Origin of the sequence: Anoxybacillus sp. UARK-01 (genome assembly GCF_002075365.1) — a bacterium.
GTDB classification, from domain to species: domain Bacteria; phylum Bacillota; class Bacilli; order Bacillales; family Anoxybacillaceae; genus Anoxybacteroides; species Anoxybacteroides rupiense.
This window is the reverse complement of sequence record NZ_NASY01000021.1, coordinates 17,608-32,886: the sequence shown is the minus strand read 5'-3', so window position 1 is coordinate 32,886 and position 15,279 is coordinate 17,608. Positions and strand designations below refer to the sequence as shown.

Below are 15,279 nucleotides of genomic sequence, written 5' to 3'. Positions count from 1 at the left end.
GTCCCAAGCCCTCCATTTCGGTCAAAGCGTTCATGATAACGGCTGGGGCATGTTTATCACTTTCCTTCGGTACAAATTGGAAGAACAGGGGAAGAAGCTGATCAAAATCGACAAATGGTTTCCATCATCAAAAACTTGTTCGTGCTGCGGTAAAGTTAGGAAGTCTCTATCGCTTTCTGAGCGTACATTCCGCTGTGAATGTGGATTCGAGAGCGACAGGGACGTCAATGCGGCCATCAATATCAAACATGAGGGCATGAAACGATTAGCGATAGTCTAACTTGTCCTCGAACCGTGGGGCACACGGGGATCGCTCGGTCAACTTCTCATCATGAGATGGGATTACCCGAGAAGCCCCCACCCCTAAGCGAAGCGTAGGTGGTGGGAGTATGTCACTATGGTGACATATTAATAAAATGGGGTGGCATCGCGAATGAAAATTCGTCCCCAAGACCTAGTGTCTTGGGGCGAATTTTTTATTTAGCTTATTGGGTAAAAGGAGGAGCTTGGAAGTGAGAGGTAAAAATCCATTCGAGGCTTGGCAATATCATCTTTTACTTTTGCTTCGAATCGGAATTTCCAATGTGGGCGATTGGATTTATTTAATTTCCTTGAATTTATTGGTTCTCAATATGACTGATTCCCCTTTTGCGGTATCTATCCTGTATATGCTCAAGCCTTTAGCGGCCTTACTTACGAACGCTTGGTCCGGGAGTGTGATAGATCGATTCAATAAACGGAATCTTATGATCATGCTAGATGTGATAAGAGCTGTACTAATTGCCATCCTGCCTTTTTGTTCTTCGATTGGGGCTATTTATTTTATTGTTTTTTTCATCTGTATAGCAAGTGCGGTATTTGGACCGGTATCGATGACTTATATCACCCAGCTAACTCCTCCGGAGCAAAGGCAGCGCTTTAATTCATTGCGAAGTTTAATGGACTCCGGCGGTTTTCTGATCGGGCCAGCGGTTGCAGGTGCCCTATTTTTAGTCGGAACGCCTGTATTGGCCCTTTATATTAATTCATTGGCTCTACTCTTCTCAGGGGCGATCACCTTGTTGCTTCCGAATGTTGAAACACAGCTGGTAAGTCATCCAGCCGATCACAAAGGCTCTTTCCAGCTGCTGAAAAACGATTGGAAGCTGGTGATGAATTTTAGTTATCGTTACGTTTATATCACGCTTATTTATTTTTTATTTAGCTGCATGATGGTAATCGCGACAGCCGTTGATTCATTGGAAGCTGCCTTTGCGAAAGAAGTGCTTGCTTTATCAGAAAGTGAGTATGGCTTTTTAGTGAGTGTAGCTGGAGGAGGTGTTGCGTTGGGAGCGATTGTGAATGCCATATTTTCGCGAAAATTAGCGACGTCTTGGTTAATCGGCTTTGGTGCCTTCCATGTAGCGATTGGTTATATGATCTATGCTTGTTCAAGCTCTTTTTCTATCGCTGCTTTGGGGTTCTTTATTCTTTCCGTCTCTTTATCCTTTGCCAATACCGGATTTTATACCTTTTATCAAAATAACATACCTGTTTCCGTAATGGGAAGAGTGGGAAGCATATATGGATTCATTGAAGCGATATTCCTCGTCATCACAACTGCTGTTTTTGGAATGATGGCGCAGCTTGCCTCTATTCAGTCTGTCGTCATGATCGGCGCATTCTTGATGCTACTCGTTACTTCGATTTTATGCGCACTCGCCTTATTGCCAGCAAAGAAAAAATATTACTCATCTATTATCACAGAGACAATAGAAGATTCACAAGCATGAGGAGATCTTTGGCTGACAATATAGGCTTATATAGAACGATTCCTTATAATTAAGAAGGAAGGGCTATCAAGTTGTAGCACGTCATTTTAGAGAAAATGAGCAATGCCTATTGTACGTGGAAACTTACAAGAAAAATGAAAATATGGGTCTTTACCAAATAGACAAGTGGCGAAAATGTTTTCAAACTCCTCTTATGGTTCTATAAAGCGGCGTGTTCGATCGTATGCTGTCGTTTGTTCATTTGAGGGAGCAGATATTGACGCATGAAGCTGTATTTATCAATAGGGTAAATATAGTTTGGCAAATTTTAATTGTTTTTTTCATCATCGTTTGGTAATTTGTTCTTAATAGATGAAGTATGAATAAATGCTGTCAATATTGGATGGTTGTTGGCATGGAGAGCTAATTCGAAGGTTTTAGTTACAAACTTACATAGTGAGGTCGTGTTCCATGATGGAAAGTAGCAGAAGGGATCGAAAAATAAAAAAACGAAAAAGAAAAAAGTGGTTCGTGATCCTGCTTATTTTGATCGTGCTCATTTTGACGGCATTGTTATATGCGGTCGTCGAATACCGTAAAGGCTTGAAAAACTCGCAAAACGACTCTTTTTTGCCGCATGAAAAGGTAGAATTTCAAGGCGTAAAGGATAAGGAGCGTATGAACGTTTTACTGCTTGGTGTTGATGCGAGAGGAAACGAGAAAGCGCGAGCGGATACGATTATGATTGCTCAGTATAATCGAAAGACCAAGCAAGCGAAAATCGCCTCCATTATGCGGGATTCCTATGTGGATATACCGGGGTATGGGAAAAATAAAATCAATGCCGCCTATGCTTATGGAGGTCCTGAATTATTACGGAAGACGATTAAAGAAAATTTTGATGTAGATATTGCCTATTTTGCTTTAGTAGATTTTAAAGGATTCACTAAAGCAATTGATGTAGCTTTTCCTGAAGGAATTGAAATCAATGTTGAAAAAGAGATGTCGAAAGGAATAGGTGTCACGCTGCATCCAGGTGTTCAAAGACTTCATGGAAACGAATTGCTTGGGTATGTGAGATTCAGAAAAGATGCTGAAAGCGACTTTGGCAGAGTGCGGAGACAGCAAGAGGTAGTGAAGCGTGTGATGGACGAATTTATCAGTGTGCGGGGGATCGCGAAGCTGCCGAGTGTAGTCGGTACCATCCGGCCATATATATTAACGAACGTAGGGTATAAAGAAGTACTGCCCCTATTAGCTACATTTCCCGGAAGCGACCAGAAGGATATTAGCTTCTTTCGAATTCCTATTGATGGATCATTTCGAGATGCCACCTATCCTCAAGCAGGGGCCGTGCTAGAAATGGATCTTGCGAAAAATAGGCAAGCGTTAAAGGAATTCCTAAAGTAAGCATGCTCGATTGTATGGTTCATAAGCTGCTAAAGACGGAATAAGGCACCCGTTTGCCAGCAAAAATTATAAATACAGCGCAGAACATGTTTGGCCGCTAGTTTGATATAGACTTCCATGACGAAAAACGCATAGGGGGAGCAAAGCATTTTCAAAATAGATTGTACAAATAATTTCTGGAACGTCGGCGATCAGAGGCAAGTCTATGGAGACGGACTTGCCTTTTTGTTCAATTTACCGGGATTTTTCTGGCGCAGATCAGTCGGAAACATTCCGTATTTAACATCATCCATCGAGAAGTCTCCCACCTCGTAACGGAGTGTAGGTGGGAAGGTTCATTGATGATGGGTTTGAGTGCTGTCCATTTCTCTTTTGACACGAATAAAGGCAATCATTTGGTTAAGGTCATCCGCTGTTAAAGGCTTTCCATCAATGGTAAAGCAAATATGGGCCAACATGGCTGTTTCCGTTAACTCGATGGTATGGAAATCGGGCTTTTCAGGGCTATCCGCGGCTCCAAGCAAATAGTCGGTAGACGTTTCAAATAATTGAGCCAATTCTTTAACTGCTTCTAATGAAGGCTGGCGGTAGCCGGATTCATAGCCAGCATAGGTGCTTTTAGCGATATTTAATTGATCGGCAATATATTGCAAAGGCCATTTTTTCTTTTTTCTTAATTCTGATAGCCGTTTTGATATCATCGTCCTGCTCCCTCCCTCTTTTTCTCCCACTATAAAAAGTTCGCGAAACGAATAAAAACTCTTGTTATTTTCATAGGAAATGAATATAATGGAATCGTATATTCGCGATTCGCGAACAACTTAATTATAATGTACACTAAATGACCTATAAAACACAACAGGTTATTCAATAGAAAATCACCTTTTCGTTCGATTATCGCTTTTCATAGAGGTGTCAATGATGAAAAAGATTCTTTTAATCGCGACAGGCGGCACAATTGCCTCCGTAAAAGGAGAAGAAGGACTCTCACCGGCATTAACAGCTGAAGAACTTACAGGGTATGTGCCAAAACATAGCCCTAATTATCGCTTGGACAGCCAAATACTGATGAACATCGACAGCACAAATATGCAGCCAGAGTATTGGGTAAAAATCGCCGAAGCCATTTATGAAAACTATCATCGCTATGACGGGTTTGTTATTACGCATGGAACAGATACGATGGCTTATACAGCTTCGGCTTTATCTTATATGCTGCAAAATTTGGACAAACCTGTTGTTCTTACTGGTTCCCAAGTTCCGATTAGCTTTGAGCGAACGGATGCGAAAAAAAATTTATCCGATGCCGTTCGGTTTGCTTGTGAAGAAGTTGGCGGCGTATTTATCGTGTTTGATGGAAGAGTGATTCTTGGCACAAGAGCGGTCAAAATGCGAACAAAAAGCTACGATGCTTTTGAAAGTATTAATCATCCATATATCGCTTATATCCATCATGATCAAGTCGATTATCAATATGAGCTTCGCTCGGAAGCAGTTGGAGAACTAATATTTGAGCCGTCGCTTTGTCCGGATGTGTTTCTCTTAAAGCTACATCCTGGTACGAAGCCAGAAATCTTTGATTATATTAAACCGCTGTATCGAGGAGTGATTATCGAAAGCTTTGGAAATGGCGGGGTGCCGTTTCAGGAAAGGAACTTGCTTCCTAAAATTAAGGAGCTCATTGATGACGGCATGGCAGTTGTCATTACCACGCAATGTTTAGAAGAGGGAGAAGATTTGACGTTGTATGAGGTGGGACGCAAAGTGGCGCAAAACACCGTCATTCTATCTGGAGATATGAATACAGAGGCTATTGTGCCAAAGCTAATGTGGGTATTAGGCAAAACCAATCATCTGCTTGAAATCAAAAAAATAATGGAAACTCCGATTGCGAGAGACATTACGCCAAAATTTGATGAAAGCTGGGATTTATAAAATGATTAAAACAAAAGCAGTGCGAATGGAAAAAGACTTTCTTGGAGAAAAGGAAATTCCAGAGCATGCATACTATGGCATTCAAACGATGCGCGCGGTAGAAAATTTTCCGATTACCGGATATCGAATTCATCCGTCCTTAATTGAAGCAATAGCGATCGTGAAAATGGCGGCGGCACAAGCGAATATGGAAATCGGACAGCTCAGTCCACGGATAGGCCAAGCGATTGCCGAAGCCGCGCAAGAAATTATCGCTGGAAAGTGGCATGACCAATTTATCGTGGATCCGATTCAAGGCGGGGCCGGAACATCGATTAATATGAACGCGAATGAAGTCATCGCCAATCGGGCGCTCGAATTGCTCGGCGAACGGAAAGGAAACTATCAAGTCATCAGCCCGAATAATCATGTCAATATGTCCCAGTCGACGAACGATGCTTTTCCAACTGCCATTCATATTGCCGTGTTAAAGATGCTGGAAAAGCTGCTGACGACGATGGAGAACATGCACGCTGTATTTGTTGAGAAGGCGCGGCAGTTTGATCGTGTGATTAAAATGGGGCGGACGCATTTGCAAGACGCTGTTCCCATTCGCCTTGGCCAAGAATTTGAAGCCTATAGCCGTGTGTTGGAGCGGGATATAAAAAGAATACAGCAATCGCGTCAGCATTTATATGAAATCAATATGGGGGCAACGGCAGTAGGAACCGGATTAAATGCTAATCCGCGTTACATTGATCGCGTGATTAGGCATTTAGCAACGATTAGCGAGCTTCCGCTAGTACGTGTTGAGCATCTCGTTGATGGAACGCAAAATACAGATGCTTATACCGAGGTGTCATCGGCGCTAAAAGTGTGCATGATTAATATGTCAAAAATTGCGAATGATCTGCGTCTCATGGCATCTGGTCCAAGAACGGGCTTTAATGAAATTACATTGCCGGCCCGCCAGCCTGGTTCCTCCATCATGCCTGGCAAAGTCAATCCGGTCATGGCAGAAGTGATCAATCAAGTGGCTTTTCAAGTGATTGGGAACGATCACACCATTTGCTTAGCATCTGAAGCGGGACAGCTAGAATTAAATGTGATGGAGCCCGTACTCGTTTTTAATTTGCTGCAATCCATTCATATTATGGATAATACATTTCGTGTATTTACTGACTATTGTTTAGCAGGAATTGAAGCAAATGAAGCGAATTTAAAAACGAAAGTAGAAAAAAGTGTGGGAATTATTACAGCTATAAACCCTTATGTTGGGTATGAAACAGCCTCGCACATTGCGCGTGAAGCTTATCTTACAGGCAAATCTGTCCGTGAGCTATGCTTATCCTATCATTTATTAACAGAACAGCAGTTAAACGAAATACTGGATCCTTATGCGATGACTCGTCCTGGAATTGCAGGGCAAAAAAATGATTAAAAAATAAAAACAGAAAGGCAGATACATATGGCAATACCAAGTGGTGCAAGCATGCATATTACAATCCGTATTCAGTTTGCAAAAAATTTGGTCTCTTTTGGTGACATTGCGACAGCAATAGGACAAGCGGGTGGAGACATTGTTGGAATCGATGTCATTTCCTCGACGAAAACGCATACGGTGCGCGATATTACGGTCAGTGTGTTTGATACTAAGCACGCCGACTTAGTGACAGACACATTGAGAAAAACGCATGGAGTCAAACTCATCAATGTATCGGATCGCACGTTCCTGATGCATATTGGCGGGAAAATTGAAACAAAATCCAAAATTCCGATTAAAACTCGCGATGATCTATCGCGTGTTTATACGCCAGGAGTGGCTCGCGTGTGCAGCGCGATTGCCGATGATCCAAGCAAAGCCTACTCGCTAACCATTAAGCGCAATACAGTGGCGGTTGTCTCTGATGGGACAGCTGTGTTGGGACTAGGGGATATCGGACCGTATGCAGCGATGCCTGTCATGGAAGGAAAAGCGATGCTGTTTAAGCAGTTAGCTGATGTCGATGCTTTTCCGATTTGCTTAGATACAAAAGATACCGAGGAGATTATTCAAATTGTTAAAGCCATTGCCCCGGCATTTGGCGGCATTAATCTTGAAGATATTTCTGCTCCTCGTTGCTTTGAAATTGAAGAACGATTAAAGCAAGAGCTGGATATTCCAGTATTCCATGATGACCAGCATGGAACGGCCGTCGTATTGCTTGCCGGTCTTTTAAATGCGCTGAAAATTGTAGATAAAAAGCTGGAAAATATTAAAGTGGTCTTAACCGGAATTGGCGCGGCCGGCATCGCCTGCACGAAAATTTTACTAGCGGCCGGCGTCAAAAATATTATCGGTGTTGATCGTCATGGTGCTATTCACCGCGGGGTGGAATATGACAACCCTTATTGGAATGAATATGCACAGCTAACGAATCCGGAAAATGTCAGCGGCACGCTTTCAGATGTGATTGAGGGGGCGGATGTGTTTATCGGGGTATCTGCTCCGGGAATTTTACAAATCGAAGATGTGCAAAAAATGGCGAAAGATCCGATTGTGTTTGCGATGGCTAATCCTATTCCGGAAATTGATCCGGAGCTGGCAGAGCCGTATGTACGGGTGATGGCTACAGGCAGATCCGATTATCCGAATCAAATCAACAACGTGCTTTGCTTCCCGGGGATTTTCCGAGGCGCTCTTGATTGCCGAGCGATTGAAATTAACGAAGAGATGAAGCTGGCGGCAGCTGAAGCCATTGCCTCTGTTGTGACAGAAGAAGAGCTAAATGAAACGTATATCATTCCAAGTGTATTTAACAGCAAAGTGGCTGAGAAAGTGAGAGAGGCGGTTATTAAAGCTGCTTATCGTACAGGAGTGGCCCGCAAAGAGGATATCATGTTTAAGGCTGAATAAAAACAACGTCGAAGTCCCGTTTATTAGGGCTTCGACGTTTTTAGTTTCCCAAATCAACAACGTTATTTTAATTTTTCATTTAAAACACTTTCTTCTAAAACGGAAAATTTATCTCCGTATACTTTGACAATATGCTTTTCTCCCCATCCGCATAAAGAATCTAAAATTTCTTTTAAGCTCCACCCGTATTCACTTAGTTCGTATTCCACTTTCGGGGGGACTTGATTATAAACAATGCGATTGATAATCCCATCTTCTTCTAACTCTCTCAATTGCTGCGTTAGCATTTTTTGCGTGATTCCTGGCATCAAACGTTTCAATTCACAGGTGCGTTTTTTGCCGTGTGTCAGGTGGCAAAGAATAACGCATTTCCATTTTCCACCTATTACTTCTAGTGTCGCTTCGACGGGAATATTATATTTCTTTTTTTGCATGTTTTTCCTCCTTTTCAATAGTTACTAAAAAGTATCTATAGCACTTTAAAGTATCTATAGTACTTTAAAGTACGTACTTTTTTTTATAGCTTATATGCTCCATAATAACATTTGCCAGCTGGCTTTTGCTATATTTTTTACAACCAAGCAATGGGGAGGAAGGGCGATGAACGAAGGTAAACGAAATACATTAGCATTGATCGCATTAGCTGTAAGTGCCTTTGCGATCGGGACGACAGAATTTATTAGTGTAGGGTTACTGCCGCTCATTTCGCGCGACTTGCACGTTTCCGTTTCAGTCGCCGGGCTGACGGTTTCCTTGTACGCTTTAGGGGTTACTTTCGGCGCTCCTATTCTTACATCTTTAACGTCCAGTATGTCACGCAAAGCTTTGTTGCTTTCGATTATGGTTGTCTTTATCATCGGTAACAGCATTGCGGCTCGTGCCGATAGTATAACGGTTTTACTTATAGCTCGTGTGCTTTCTGCGTTTTCACATGGCGTATTTATGTCGATCGGGTCAACCATCGCCGCAAGTTTAGTAGCGGAACACCGACGGGCTAGCGCGATTTCCATTATGTTTTCCGGTCTGACGGTCGCTACGATCACAGGAGTGCCGTTCGGTACATTTATTGGACAGCAATTTGGCTGGAGGTTTGCCTTTCTTTTTATTGTTGCTGTAGGGGTTATTGCGTTCATTGCCAACAGCATTCTCGTTCCAGCGAATTTACGAAAAGGTGCCCGCACTACGTTTCGTGATCAGTTTCGGTTAATCACTAATGGACGTTTGTTGCTGCTGTTCATTATTACAGCTTTAGGATACGGAGGCACTTTTGTTGCTTTTACGTACTTATCTCCGCTTTTGCAGAACGTCACGGGATTTAGTGAAAAAACGGTTACGGTGATTTTGCTTGTTTATGGGGTAGCGATTGCGATCGGTAATGTAGCGGGAGGAAAGCTATCTAATCAAAATCCGATTAGCGCTTTATTTTATATGTTCATTGTGCAAGCTATTGTGCTTTTTATTTTAACCTTTACAGCTCCATTTAAGGTGGTTGGGCTTATGACGATCATCTTAATGGGACTGCTTGGTTTTATGAGCGTGTCAGGATTGCAAGTATATGTAGTGATGCTTGCTGAGCGTTTTGTGCCGAGCGCAGTCGATGTTGCTTCAGCGATTAACATTGCCGCATTTAACGCGGGAATTGCGATTGGTTCCTACCTAGGCGGCATTGTCACCGAATCAATGGGGCTGATTCATACCGCTTGGGTCGGTGGATTGATGGTGCTAGGAGCGGTCCTTTTAACAAGCTGGAGCTTGGCACTTGAGAAGAAAGATCAAAAGATGCACAGAGCGGAAAACGAGATGATGGATCATCGCGAATGCCTTATGCGATAAGTAGTGTGATACAAGACCAATCAAAAGAAATAAAGGAGATGAGTTGAATGACGGCCAAACACTTAGCCGACACAACGATTTTAGCGAATGGGGTCCAAATGCCATGGCTTGGGCTTGGAGTATTTAAGGTGGAAGATGGGCCGGAGCTTGTTCAGGCTGTTAAAGCAGCCATTCGCCACGGCTATCGCAGTATTGATACCGCGGCGATTTATGAAAATGAACAAGGAGTAGGCCAGGGGATTCGCGAAGCATTGCAAGAGACCGGAGTTTCACGTGAAGAATTATTTGTGACGTCAAAAGTGTGGAACACGGATTTAGGATATGACGCAACGCTAGCAGCGTACGAAGCGAGCCTGAATAAATTAGGTTTAGAGTATCTTGATTTATACTTGATTCATTGGCCTGTAGCAGAAAAATATAAAGAAGCATGGAAAGCATTAGAGACGCTTTACAAGGCGGGGAAAGTACGGGCTATCGGTGTGAGCAATTTTCATATTCATCATCTTGAGGAGCTGATGAAGGAAGCAGAAATCAAGCCGATGGTGAACCAAGTAGAGTACCATCCGCGTCTAACACAACAAAAGCTTCAGGCTTTTTGCGAAGAGCACAGCATTCAATTAGAAGCGTGGTCGCCATTAATGCAAGGGCAATTGCTTGATCATCCTGTTTTACAAGAGATCGCGAAGCATCATAATAAGACGGTTGCGCAAATTATTTTGCGCTGGGATTTGCAAAAAGGAGTGGTAACCATTCCAAAAACAACTAAAGAGCAGCGGATGATGGAAAATGCCTCCATATTTGATTTTGCTCTGACAAAAGAAGAGGTGGAACAAATCGATCGCTTAAATCAAAATCGCCGCGTAGGTCCAGATCCGGATAACTTTGATTTTTAACACATCCACCAAGAAGCTCCCCCTCTAAACGGGGGGAGGTTCATACAATCGATATCGATCCATTGAGAAGATATGTCATGATGCTTGGAGGAGCCAAGGAGGGGCGAGAACAATGAACGAGAAAGGAAGCATTGTTTTTATCGGCGACAGTATAACAGAAGCGGGCAGAAGGAAAGATCCCGAGCAAATGGGTTACGGGTATGTCCGACTGATTCGCGATTATTTGCTGACAGATGACCCGCAGCAGCCGCTAGCCGTTGTCAATCGGGGAGTGAGCGGCAACCGCATTCCTGATCTATTGGCGCGTTGGGAGAGAGATGTCATTGCATTGCAACCATCTTTTGTTTCGATTTCCATCGGTATCAACGATGTGTGGCGCCAGCTCGATCATCTCGAGAAGGAACAGGTGTATCCTAAGCAATTTGAGGAAATCTATATGGAGTTAGCTTGGCAAACGAAAGCCAAAACCTATGCGCATCTGATCTTGATGGAACCGACGATTATTGGCGAGGCGATTCATTCAGAAGGCAATCGAAAGCTGAAGCCTTATGTGAACATTGTGCGTAAAGTAGCGCATACGTTTCATGGAACGCTTGTGCCTACTCATCAAGCATTTCTTGCTTATTTGCGAGCACGTCCATCATCTCGCTATCGGCTGACGACAGATGGAGTTCATATGAATTCGCTTGGCAATATGTTGATGGCGCGAACATGGCTTACGGCGTTTGATCGCGATCGGCGACAGAAATAGCGCACGAAATGTGTTTCGCGCTCCACATTGGCATTTGCTTTAACATCCCCAGCAAAACAAGCGAATGTAAGCATTTTTATTCTATTTTCCCGTATCGTGGCAAAAAGTGCGCCGGATAGGCCGGATTGTTCAGTTGGTTTAAAGGCTGTAAAGTGCCATGTCGTTTATTTGACGAGTGAATGTTTAAAAGCATAGATAACCGCTTGTGTCCGATCTTGTACTCCCAGTTTGGCGAGAATGCTGCTGACGTGGACTTTGACGGTTTTCAATGAAATAAATAGCTCTTCGGCGATTTCTTGGTTAGACTTGCCTTGGGCGATCAATAAAAGGATCTCCATTTCGCGGTTCGTCAGCTCTTCGTGAGGCAGCAGCGTTTCTTTTTGCCGCATTTTCTTCATCATTTTTCCGGCTACCTCCGGCTCCAATACCGACTGGCCGTGGAAAGTAGAGCGGATGGCATTGGCAATTTCGCTCGCTTTCGAGGTTTTCAGCATATAGCTTGCCGCTCCCGCTTCTAGCGCCGGATAGACCTTATCGTCATCTAGAAAGCTAGTGACGATAATAATTTTTGCCTCCGGCCATGAGGACATGATTTCTTTTGTCGCTTCAATCCCATCCATTGGCTGCATCACCAAGTCCATTAAAACGACATCCGGGCGAAGCTGAAGCGCTAGTTCCACTCCTTTTTTTCCGTTTTCTGCTTCGCCGACTACCGTCATGTCAGGTTGAGATGATAAATAAGCAGAAACTCCGATTCGCACCATTTCATGGTCGTCAATCAATAACACTCTAATCATGGCGTTGATCCTCCTGTGCCACTATCGGTACTTTTACTTCAAGTCTTGTCCCTTTATTTTTTAAGCTGATCATTTTGAGCGTTCCGCCGATTTCAGCCGCTCGTTCATACATGTTTTGCAAGCCGTATGAACCGCTTTTAGAATGATTCGCATGGACATCAAATCCAATTCCGTCATCAACCACACGCAAAATAGCAAAATGATCCCGCTGAATTAACAGCACCTCCAGAGTCGAAGCTTTCGCGTGGCGAAGCGTATTGGAAACAGATTCCTGCAAAATACGAAATAAATGGTCTTCTACTCCTTTATCTAAAGGTGCATCTTCTATTTTCCATTTGATCTGCATCGGCGTTTTTTGCGATAATTCCAGCAAAAGCTCCTCCATTCCTTCTTGCAGTGATTTGCCCTTAAGTTGGACAGGACGCAAATGAAGCAGCAGCGCTCTCATTTCCAATTGCGATTGGTGAATCATTTGCTCGATCAGTTTCAGCTGCTTGGTTTCATGGTTATCGGACCGCTCTTTTTCTTCCATAATCGCCGACATCATCATCGAAGCGGCAAAGAGCTGCTGGCTGACGGAATCGTGCAGCTCGCGCGCAAGCCGATTTCTTTCTTGGGAAATAATATCTTGAATAAGCCGCTCTTGCTGTTCAGCTTTTGCTGTCGCCATTTTTTGTGAGCGTTTGGTTTGTTCGATCCATTGATGATGAATTTTTTTGAGGCGTTCCCAAATTTCCTGAAAATCTTCCGTTGGCTGCTTGACTTCCAATTGCATCAATGAGCCTTGTTCGATTTGTTGAAGGGCGTTGGCGATCGTTTGCAGCTGCTGTCGCCACCATAGGTTAGAAACAATTCCGAAGGCAGCTCCGATCAAAATGACAACAGTAGGTGCAAAAACGATAAATGGCAAATTCATGATTTTGGTTTTCCATAATATGGACCAGTCTCCTAATGGAAACAACGTGAAACAAGAGAAAAGCAGAAGAAACAAAACAACAAGCGCCACTAAAATAAAAAGTGCAAACTGCCGCAGCATCATGTTCATATCCGCTTCACCTCTAAATTTCCGACCATCATCGAGGTGATGATTTTAAGCTTTTGCTCTGCTGTCTCATAAGCTGTTGTTTGCCAGACCAATGTTTGGTTAAACATTTGCTCCTTTTCCTTATCTAAAATGAGAGTGGAACCAACAACCGCGGAGTGGACGATGCTGATTTCGAGTTCATAAGGCACAAAAATTTGGACATTTCCGATCCAATGGCGTATGGAAATCACTGCTTCGCCTTTTGGAAGCACCGCATAGCTTAAATCAATCACGGTATCTCCTAGTCCTACTTGGATATTCACATCGTTCCATTCATATGCTTGCTCAGGTGTCTTTTGACGGCCAAATAACAAATTTTGCAATAAAGGCTTTCGCTCAAGAATTTCCGTTTGGACTGTTCGATCGGCCGGCTGTATTTTAGGCTGCAGCAAAGCCGGCTGGCGTTTCGATTGGAAAAACTGAATTAGAACATAGAGTAAAATGGCCAATAGAAAAAATCGAGCAGTCATCATTGTAAACACATTAAAAACAAGTTGGATGATACCAAGCCAAAATAAAATTTTTCCAATCATGCTGTGCCACTTTTTTCTTCCTATATATACAAATGCTCCTGATACAAGAAGAGAAAAAATAAGCCCTTGATGAAAAAAAGAAATTTCAATGGCTAAAAGGAGCACACCAATTAAGATGGTCCAGCTTATATAATCGGTTTTTTTACGATGGTTAAGCATAGGCTCCCCACCTTTATCTCAAGAAATAGTAAAGAATGGATACGCAAATAGACGGTTTTGTTTCTGGAAAGAGATTGCTCGTCTATGCCGGTACTAGGCAGAAAAGCGGCCGCATGCTCCTTCGCTTCCATGTAAAGATGTAAATGGAACAATGGAAAAAAGCGAAAAGGCGCAGCTGCCTACGCCCTTTAGCATACCACTTTTTTTCCGGACTGTCCTTTATTTTTTGCAAGGAGTCCCGCTGCCATTCCATTAGTGGTTGTTTTCCGTTTCAAGCTGTTTTTCCAATTGTGCGATTCGCGCATCAATCGTATTTCGGTAATAGGATGAATGGACTTGCTGCTCCAAGCGCTCTAAGTATGATTCAATGTCCGAAAACACGGGGACGGACTTGCTCGAATAGCGATTTGCATCTAGAACTTGATTGATGCGATAGTGGGCATGCGCGAGGTTTTCCCGGCCCATTAATTCCATCCGTCTAATATGCATATCCTTTAGTTTATGCTTCATTTCTTCATATTTTTTTTCAAGCTCCATTAAATGTTGCTGCACGTTTTCATAGGAATGCTTTAACTGCGCAGCTCGCTCTTCATATTGTGTATGCTCTTGAGCGGCAAATTCAAATAATTCTGTTTCCCCGGCTTTAGAAGCGATTTCCGCTTGCTTTTGGCGCTTATCCGCCAACTGCTTGGCATGATGGTACTCACGCAAAAATTCTTCTTTTAATAAGTACTGACGTTCAATGAACTGACGAACCTTTTCTGTTTCTTGTTCGCATTGGCGCAAATATTGATTTAACATCGCAATCGGATTTTTCTTTTCTTTTTCATCAAGCAGCTCATGGAGATCAGCAGCAATCACATTTTTTATGCGAGAAAATAAACTCATATTTCTTCACTCCCTTGATTAATAATTTTTTTGCAGTTCATTCCATTGTTTTTCAAAATTCGCAAATGGATCTTCTGTTTCTTTCGGTGTATGCGAAGACTTGTTCCAGTTTTTATAAACAACATACAGAACATATGCTGCGACAATGGCAGCGATGGCTGGGGCATTCGCCACACTGATGGATAAGGCGATCAGGCCAAGCAGCGCCCAGCCAATCTTTGAACCTGCCGATTTTGCTTTTAAAAATTGTTTGAACGTGTAATAAAGAATGACAAGACTGAGCGCGAAGCCGACGAGCGGTCCTACGTTGGCGAACAGGACAATGGCCGCAATTCCTCCAGCTAGCAGCAGCCCGATTTTTCTCAACATG

At 43.0% G+C, this 15,279-nt stretch carries 16 protein-coding genes; 9 read left to right on the top strand and 7 right to left on the bottom strand.

Annotation, left to right across the window (positions count from 1 at the left end):
- From B6A27_RS02380 to B6A27_RS02370, 3 genes are all read left to right on the top strand, one after another.
- The coding region (locus B6A27_RS02380) for an RNA-guided endonuclease InsQ/TnpB family protein (protein WP_139788049.1) at positions 1–280 on the top strand (280 nt) is incomplete at its 5' end.
- 232 nt (positions 281–512) lie between these two features.
- On the top strand, positions 513–1,772 hold the full coding sequence (locus B6A27_RS02375) for an MFS transporter (RefSeq protein WP_080859957.1): 1,260 nt from the start codon (positions 513–515) through the stop codon (positions 1,770–1,772).
- Between the two features lie 453 nt (positions 1,773–2,225).
- On the top strand, positions 2,226–3,161 hold the full coding sequence (locus B6A27_RS02370) for an LCP family protein (RefSeq protein ID WP_044742122.1): 936 nt from the start codon (positions 2,226–2,228) through the stop codon (positions 3,159–3,161).
- Between the two features lie 335 nt (positions 3,162–3,496).
- Here the strand turns inward: B6A27_RS02370 and B6A27_RS02365 are convergent, their stop codons facing one another.
- Complete coding sequence (locus B6A27_RS02365) at positions 3,497–3,862, bottom strand: helix-turn-helix domain-containing protein (protein WP_066150873.1); 366 nt, start codon at positions 3,860–3,862, stop codon at positions 3,497–3,499.
- Between the two features lie 220 nt (positions 3,863–4,082).
- Here B6A27_RS02365 and B6A27_RS02360 point away from each other — a divergent pair, with 220 nt between their 5' ends.
- From B6A27_RS02360 to B6A27_RS02350, 3 genes are read left to right on the top strand one after another with little or no spacing between them, the layout of a single operon-like run.
- The gene (locus B6A27_RS02360) at positions 4,083–5,096 is read left to right on the top strand and encodes an asparaginase (RefSeq protein ID WP_066150876.1); all 1,014 of its coding nucleotides are present in this window, start codon (positions 4,083–4,085) and stop codon (positions 5,094–5,096) included.
- Position 5,097: 1 nt separating this feature from the next.
- Positions 5,098–6,516: an aspartate ammonia-lyase gene (gene aspA / locus B6A27_RS02355; protein ID WP_044742123.1), complete on the top strand. Its 1,419-nt coding sequence runs from the start codon at positions 5,098–5,100 to the stop codon at positions 6,514–6,516.
- Positions 6,517–6,543: 27 nt separating this feature from the next.
- A complete protein-coding gene (locus B6A27_RS02350) occupies positions 6,544–7,971 on the top strand; it encodes an NAD-dependent malic enzyme (RefSeq protein ID WP_080859955.1) in 1,428 nt (475 codons plus the stop codon).
- Positions 7,972–8,033: 62 nt separating this feature from the next.
- On the opposite strand, the gene B6A27_RS02345 is transcribed toward B6A27_RS02350, so the two are convergent.
- The gene (locus B6A27_RS02345) at positions 8,034–8,405 is read right to left on the bottom strand and encodes a winged helix-turn-helix transcriptional regulator (protein ID WP_044742108.1); all 372 of its coding nucleotides are present in this window, start codon (positions 8,403–8,405) and stop codon (positions 8,034–8,036) included.
- A gap of 166 nt (positions 8,406–8,571) precedes the next feature.
- Here B6A27_RS02345 and B6A27_RS02340 point away from each other — a divergent pair, with 166 nt between their 5' ends.
- From B6A27_RS02340 to B6A27_RS02330, 3 genes are all read left to right on the top strand, one after another.
- Complete coding sequence (locus tag B6A27_RS02340; RefSeq protein WP_080859954.1) at positions 8,572–9,804, top strand: MFS transporter; 1,233 nt, start codon at positions 8,572–8,574, stop codon at positions 9,802–9,804.
- Positions 9,805–9,851: 47 nt separating this feature from the next.
- The gene (locus B6A27_RS02335; protein WP_080859952.1) at positions 9,852–10,697 is read left to right on the top strand and encodes an aldo/keto reductase; all 846 of its coding nucleotides are present in this window, start codon (positions 9,852–9,854) and stop codon (positions 10,695–10,697) included.
- A 112-nt stretch (positions 10,698–10,809) separates the two neighbouring features.
- Positions 10,810–11,448, top strand: a complete 639-nt coding sequence (locus tag B6A27_RS02330) for an SGNH/GDSL hydrolase family protein (protein WP_080859951.1) — start codon at positions 10,810–10,812, stop codon at positions 11,446–11,448.
- Between the two features lie 164 nt (positions 11,449–11,612).
- Here B6A27_RS02330 and B6A27_RS02325 read toward each other — a convergent pair whose 3' ends face one another.
- The 5 genes from B6A27_RS02325 to B6A27_RS02305 all read right to left on the bottom strand — a co-directional run bounded on the left by B6A27_RS02325 (position 11,613) and on the right by B6A27_RS02305 (position 15,278).
- A complete protein-coding gene (locus B6A27_RS02325) occupies positions 11,613–12,245 on the bottom strand; it encodes a response regulator transcription factor (RefSeq protein ID WP_080859949.1) in 633 nt (210 codons plus the stop codon).
- Positions 12,238–13,290: a sensor histidine kinase gene (locus B6A27_RS02320; protein ID WP_201722540.1), complete on the bottom strand. Its 1,053-nt coding sequence runs from the start codon at positions 13,288–13,290 to the stop codon at positions 12,238–12,240. Before B6A27_RS02320 ends, B6A27_RS02325 begins: the two co-directional genes overlap by 8 nt.
- A complete protein-coding gene (liaF, locus tag B6A27_RS02315) occupies positions 13,287–14,021 on the bottom strand; it encodes a cell wall-active antibiotics response protein LiaF (RefSeq protein ID WP_080859948.1) in 735 nt (244 codons plus the stop codon). Before liaF ends, B6A27_RS02320 begins: the two co-directional genes overlap by 4 nt.
- 252 nt (positions 14,022–14,273) lie before the next feature.
- Entirely contained in the window at positions 14,274–14,909 is a 636-nt protein-coding gene (locus tag B6A27_RS02310) for a PspA/IM30 family protein (protein ID WP_044742114.1), read from the bottom strand.
- Between the two features lie 18 nt (positions 14,910–14,927).
- Positions 14,928–15,278: a lmo0954 family membrane protein gene (locus tag B6A27_RS02305; RefSeq protein WP_044742115.1), complete on the bottom strand. Its 351-nt coding sequence runs from the start codon at positions 15,276–15,278 to the stop codon at positions 14,928–14,930.
- Between the last annotated feature and the right edge of the window lies 1 nt (position 15,279).

Coding starts and splice junctions, on each gene's coding strand:
- B6A27_RS02370 (WP_044742122.1), top strand. CDS start 2,226: ATGGAAAGTAGCAGAAGGGATCGAAAAATAAAAAAACGAAAAAGAAAA.
- B6A27_RS02365 (WP_066150873.1), bottom strand. CDS start 3,862: ATGATATCAAAACGGCTATCAGAATTAAGAAAAAAGAAAAAATGGCCT.
- B6A27_RS02360 (WP_066150876.1), top strand. CDS start 4,083: ATGAAAAAGATTCTTTTAATCGCGACAGGCGGCACAATTGCCTCCGTA.
- aspA (WP_044742123.1), top strand. CDS start 5,098: ATGATTAAAACAAAAGCAGTGCGAATGGAAAAAGACTTTCTTGGAGAA.
- B6A27_RS02350 (WP_080859955.1), top strand. CDS start 6,544: ATGGCAATACCAAGTGGTGCAAGCATGCATATTACAATCCGTATTCAG.
- B6A27_RS02345 (WP_044742108.1), bottom strand. CDS start 8,405: ATGCAAAAAAAGAAATATAATATTCCCGTCGAAGCGACACTAGAAGTA.
- B6A27_RS02340 (WP_080859954.1), top strand. CDS start 8,572: ATGAACGAAGGTAAACGAAATACATTAGCATTGATCGCATTAGCTGTA.
- B6A27_RS02335 (WP_080859952.1), top strand. CDS start 9,852: ATGACGGCCAAACACTTAGCCGACACAACGATTTTAGCGAATGGGGTC.
- B6A27_RS02330 (WP_080859951.1), top strand. CDS start 10,810: ATGAACGAGAAAGGAAGCATTGTTTTTATCGGCGACAGTATAACAGAA.
- B6A27_RS02325 (WP_080859949.1), bottom strand. CDS start 12,245: ATGATTAGAGTGTTATTGATTGACGACCATGAAATGGTGCGAATCGGA.
- B6A27_RS02320 (WP_201722540.1), bottom strand. CDS start 13,290: ATGAACATGATGCTGCGGCAGTTTGCACTTTTTATTTTAGTGGCGCTT.
- liaF (WP_080859948.1), bottom strand. CDS start 14,021: ATGCTTAACCATCGTAAAAAAACCGATTATATAAGCTGGACCATCTTA.
- B6A27_RS02310 (WP_044742114.1), bottom strand. CDS start 14,909: ATGAGTTTATTTTCTCGCATAAAAAATGTGATTGCTGCTGATCTCCAT.
- B6A27_RS02305 (WP_044742115.1), bottom strand. CDS start 15,278: ATGTTGAGAAAAATCGGGCTGCTGCTAGCTGGAGGAATTGCGGCCATT.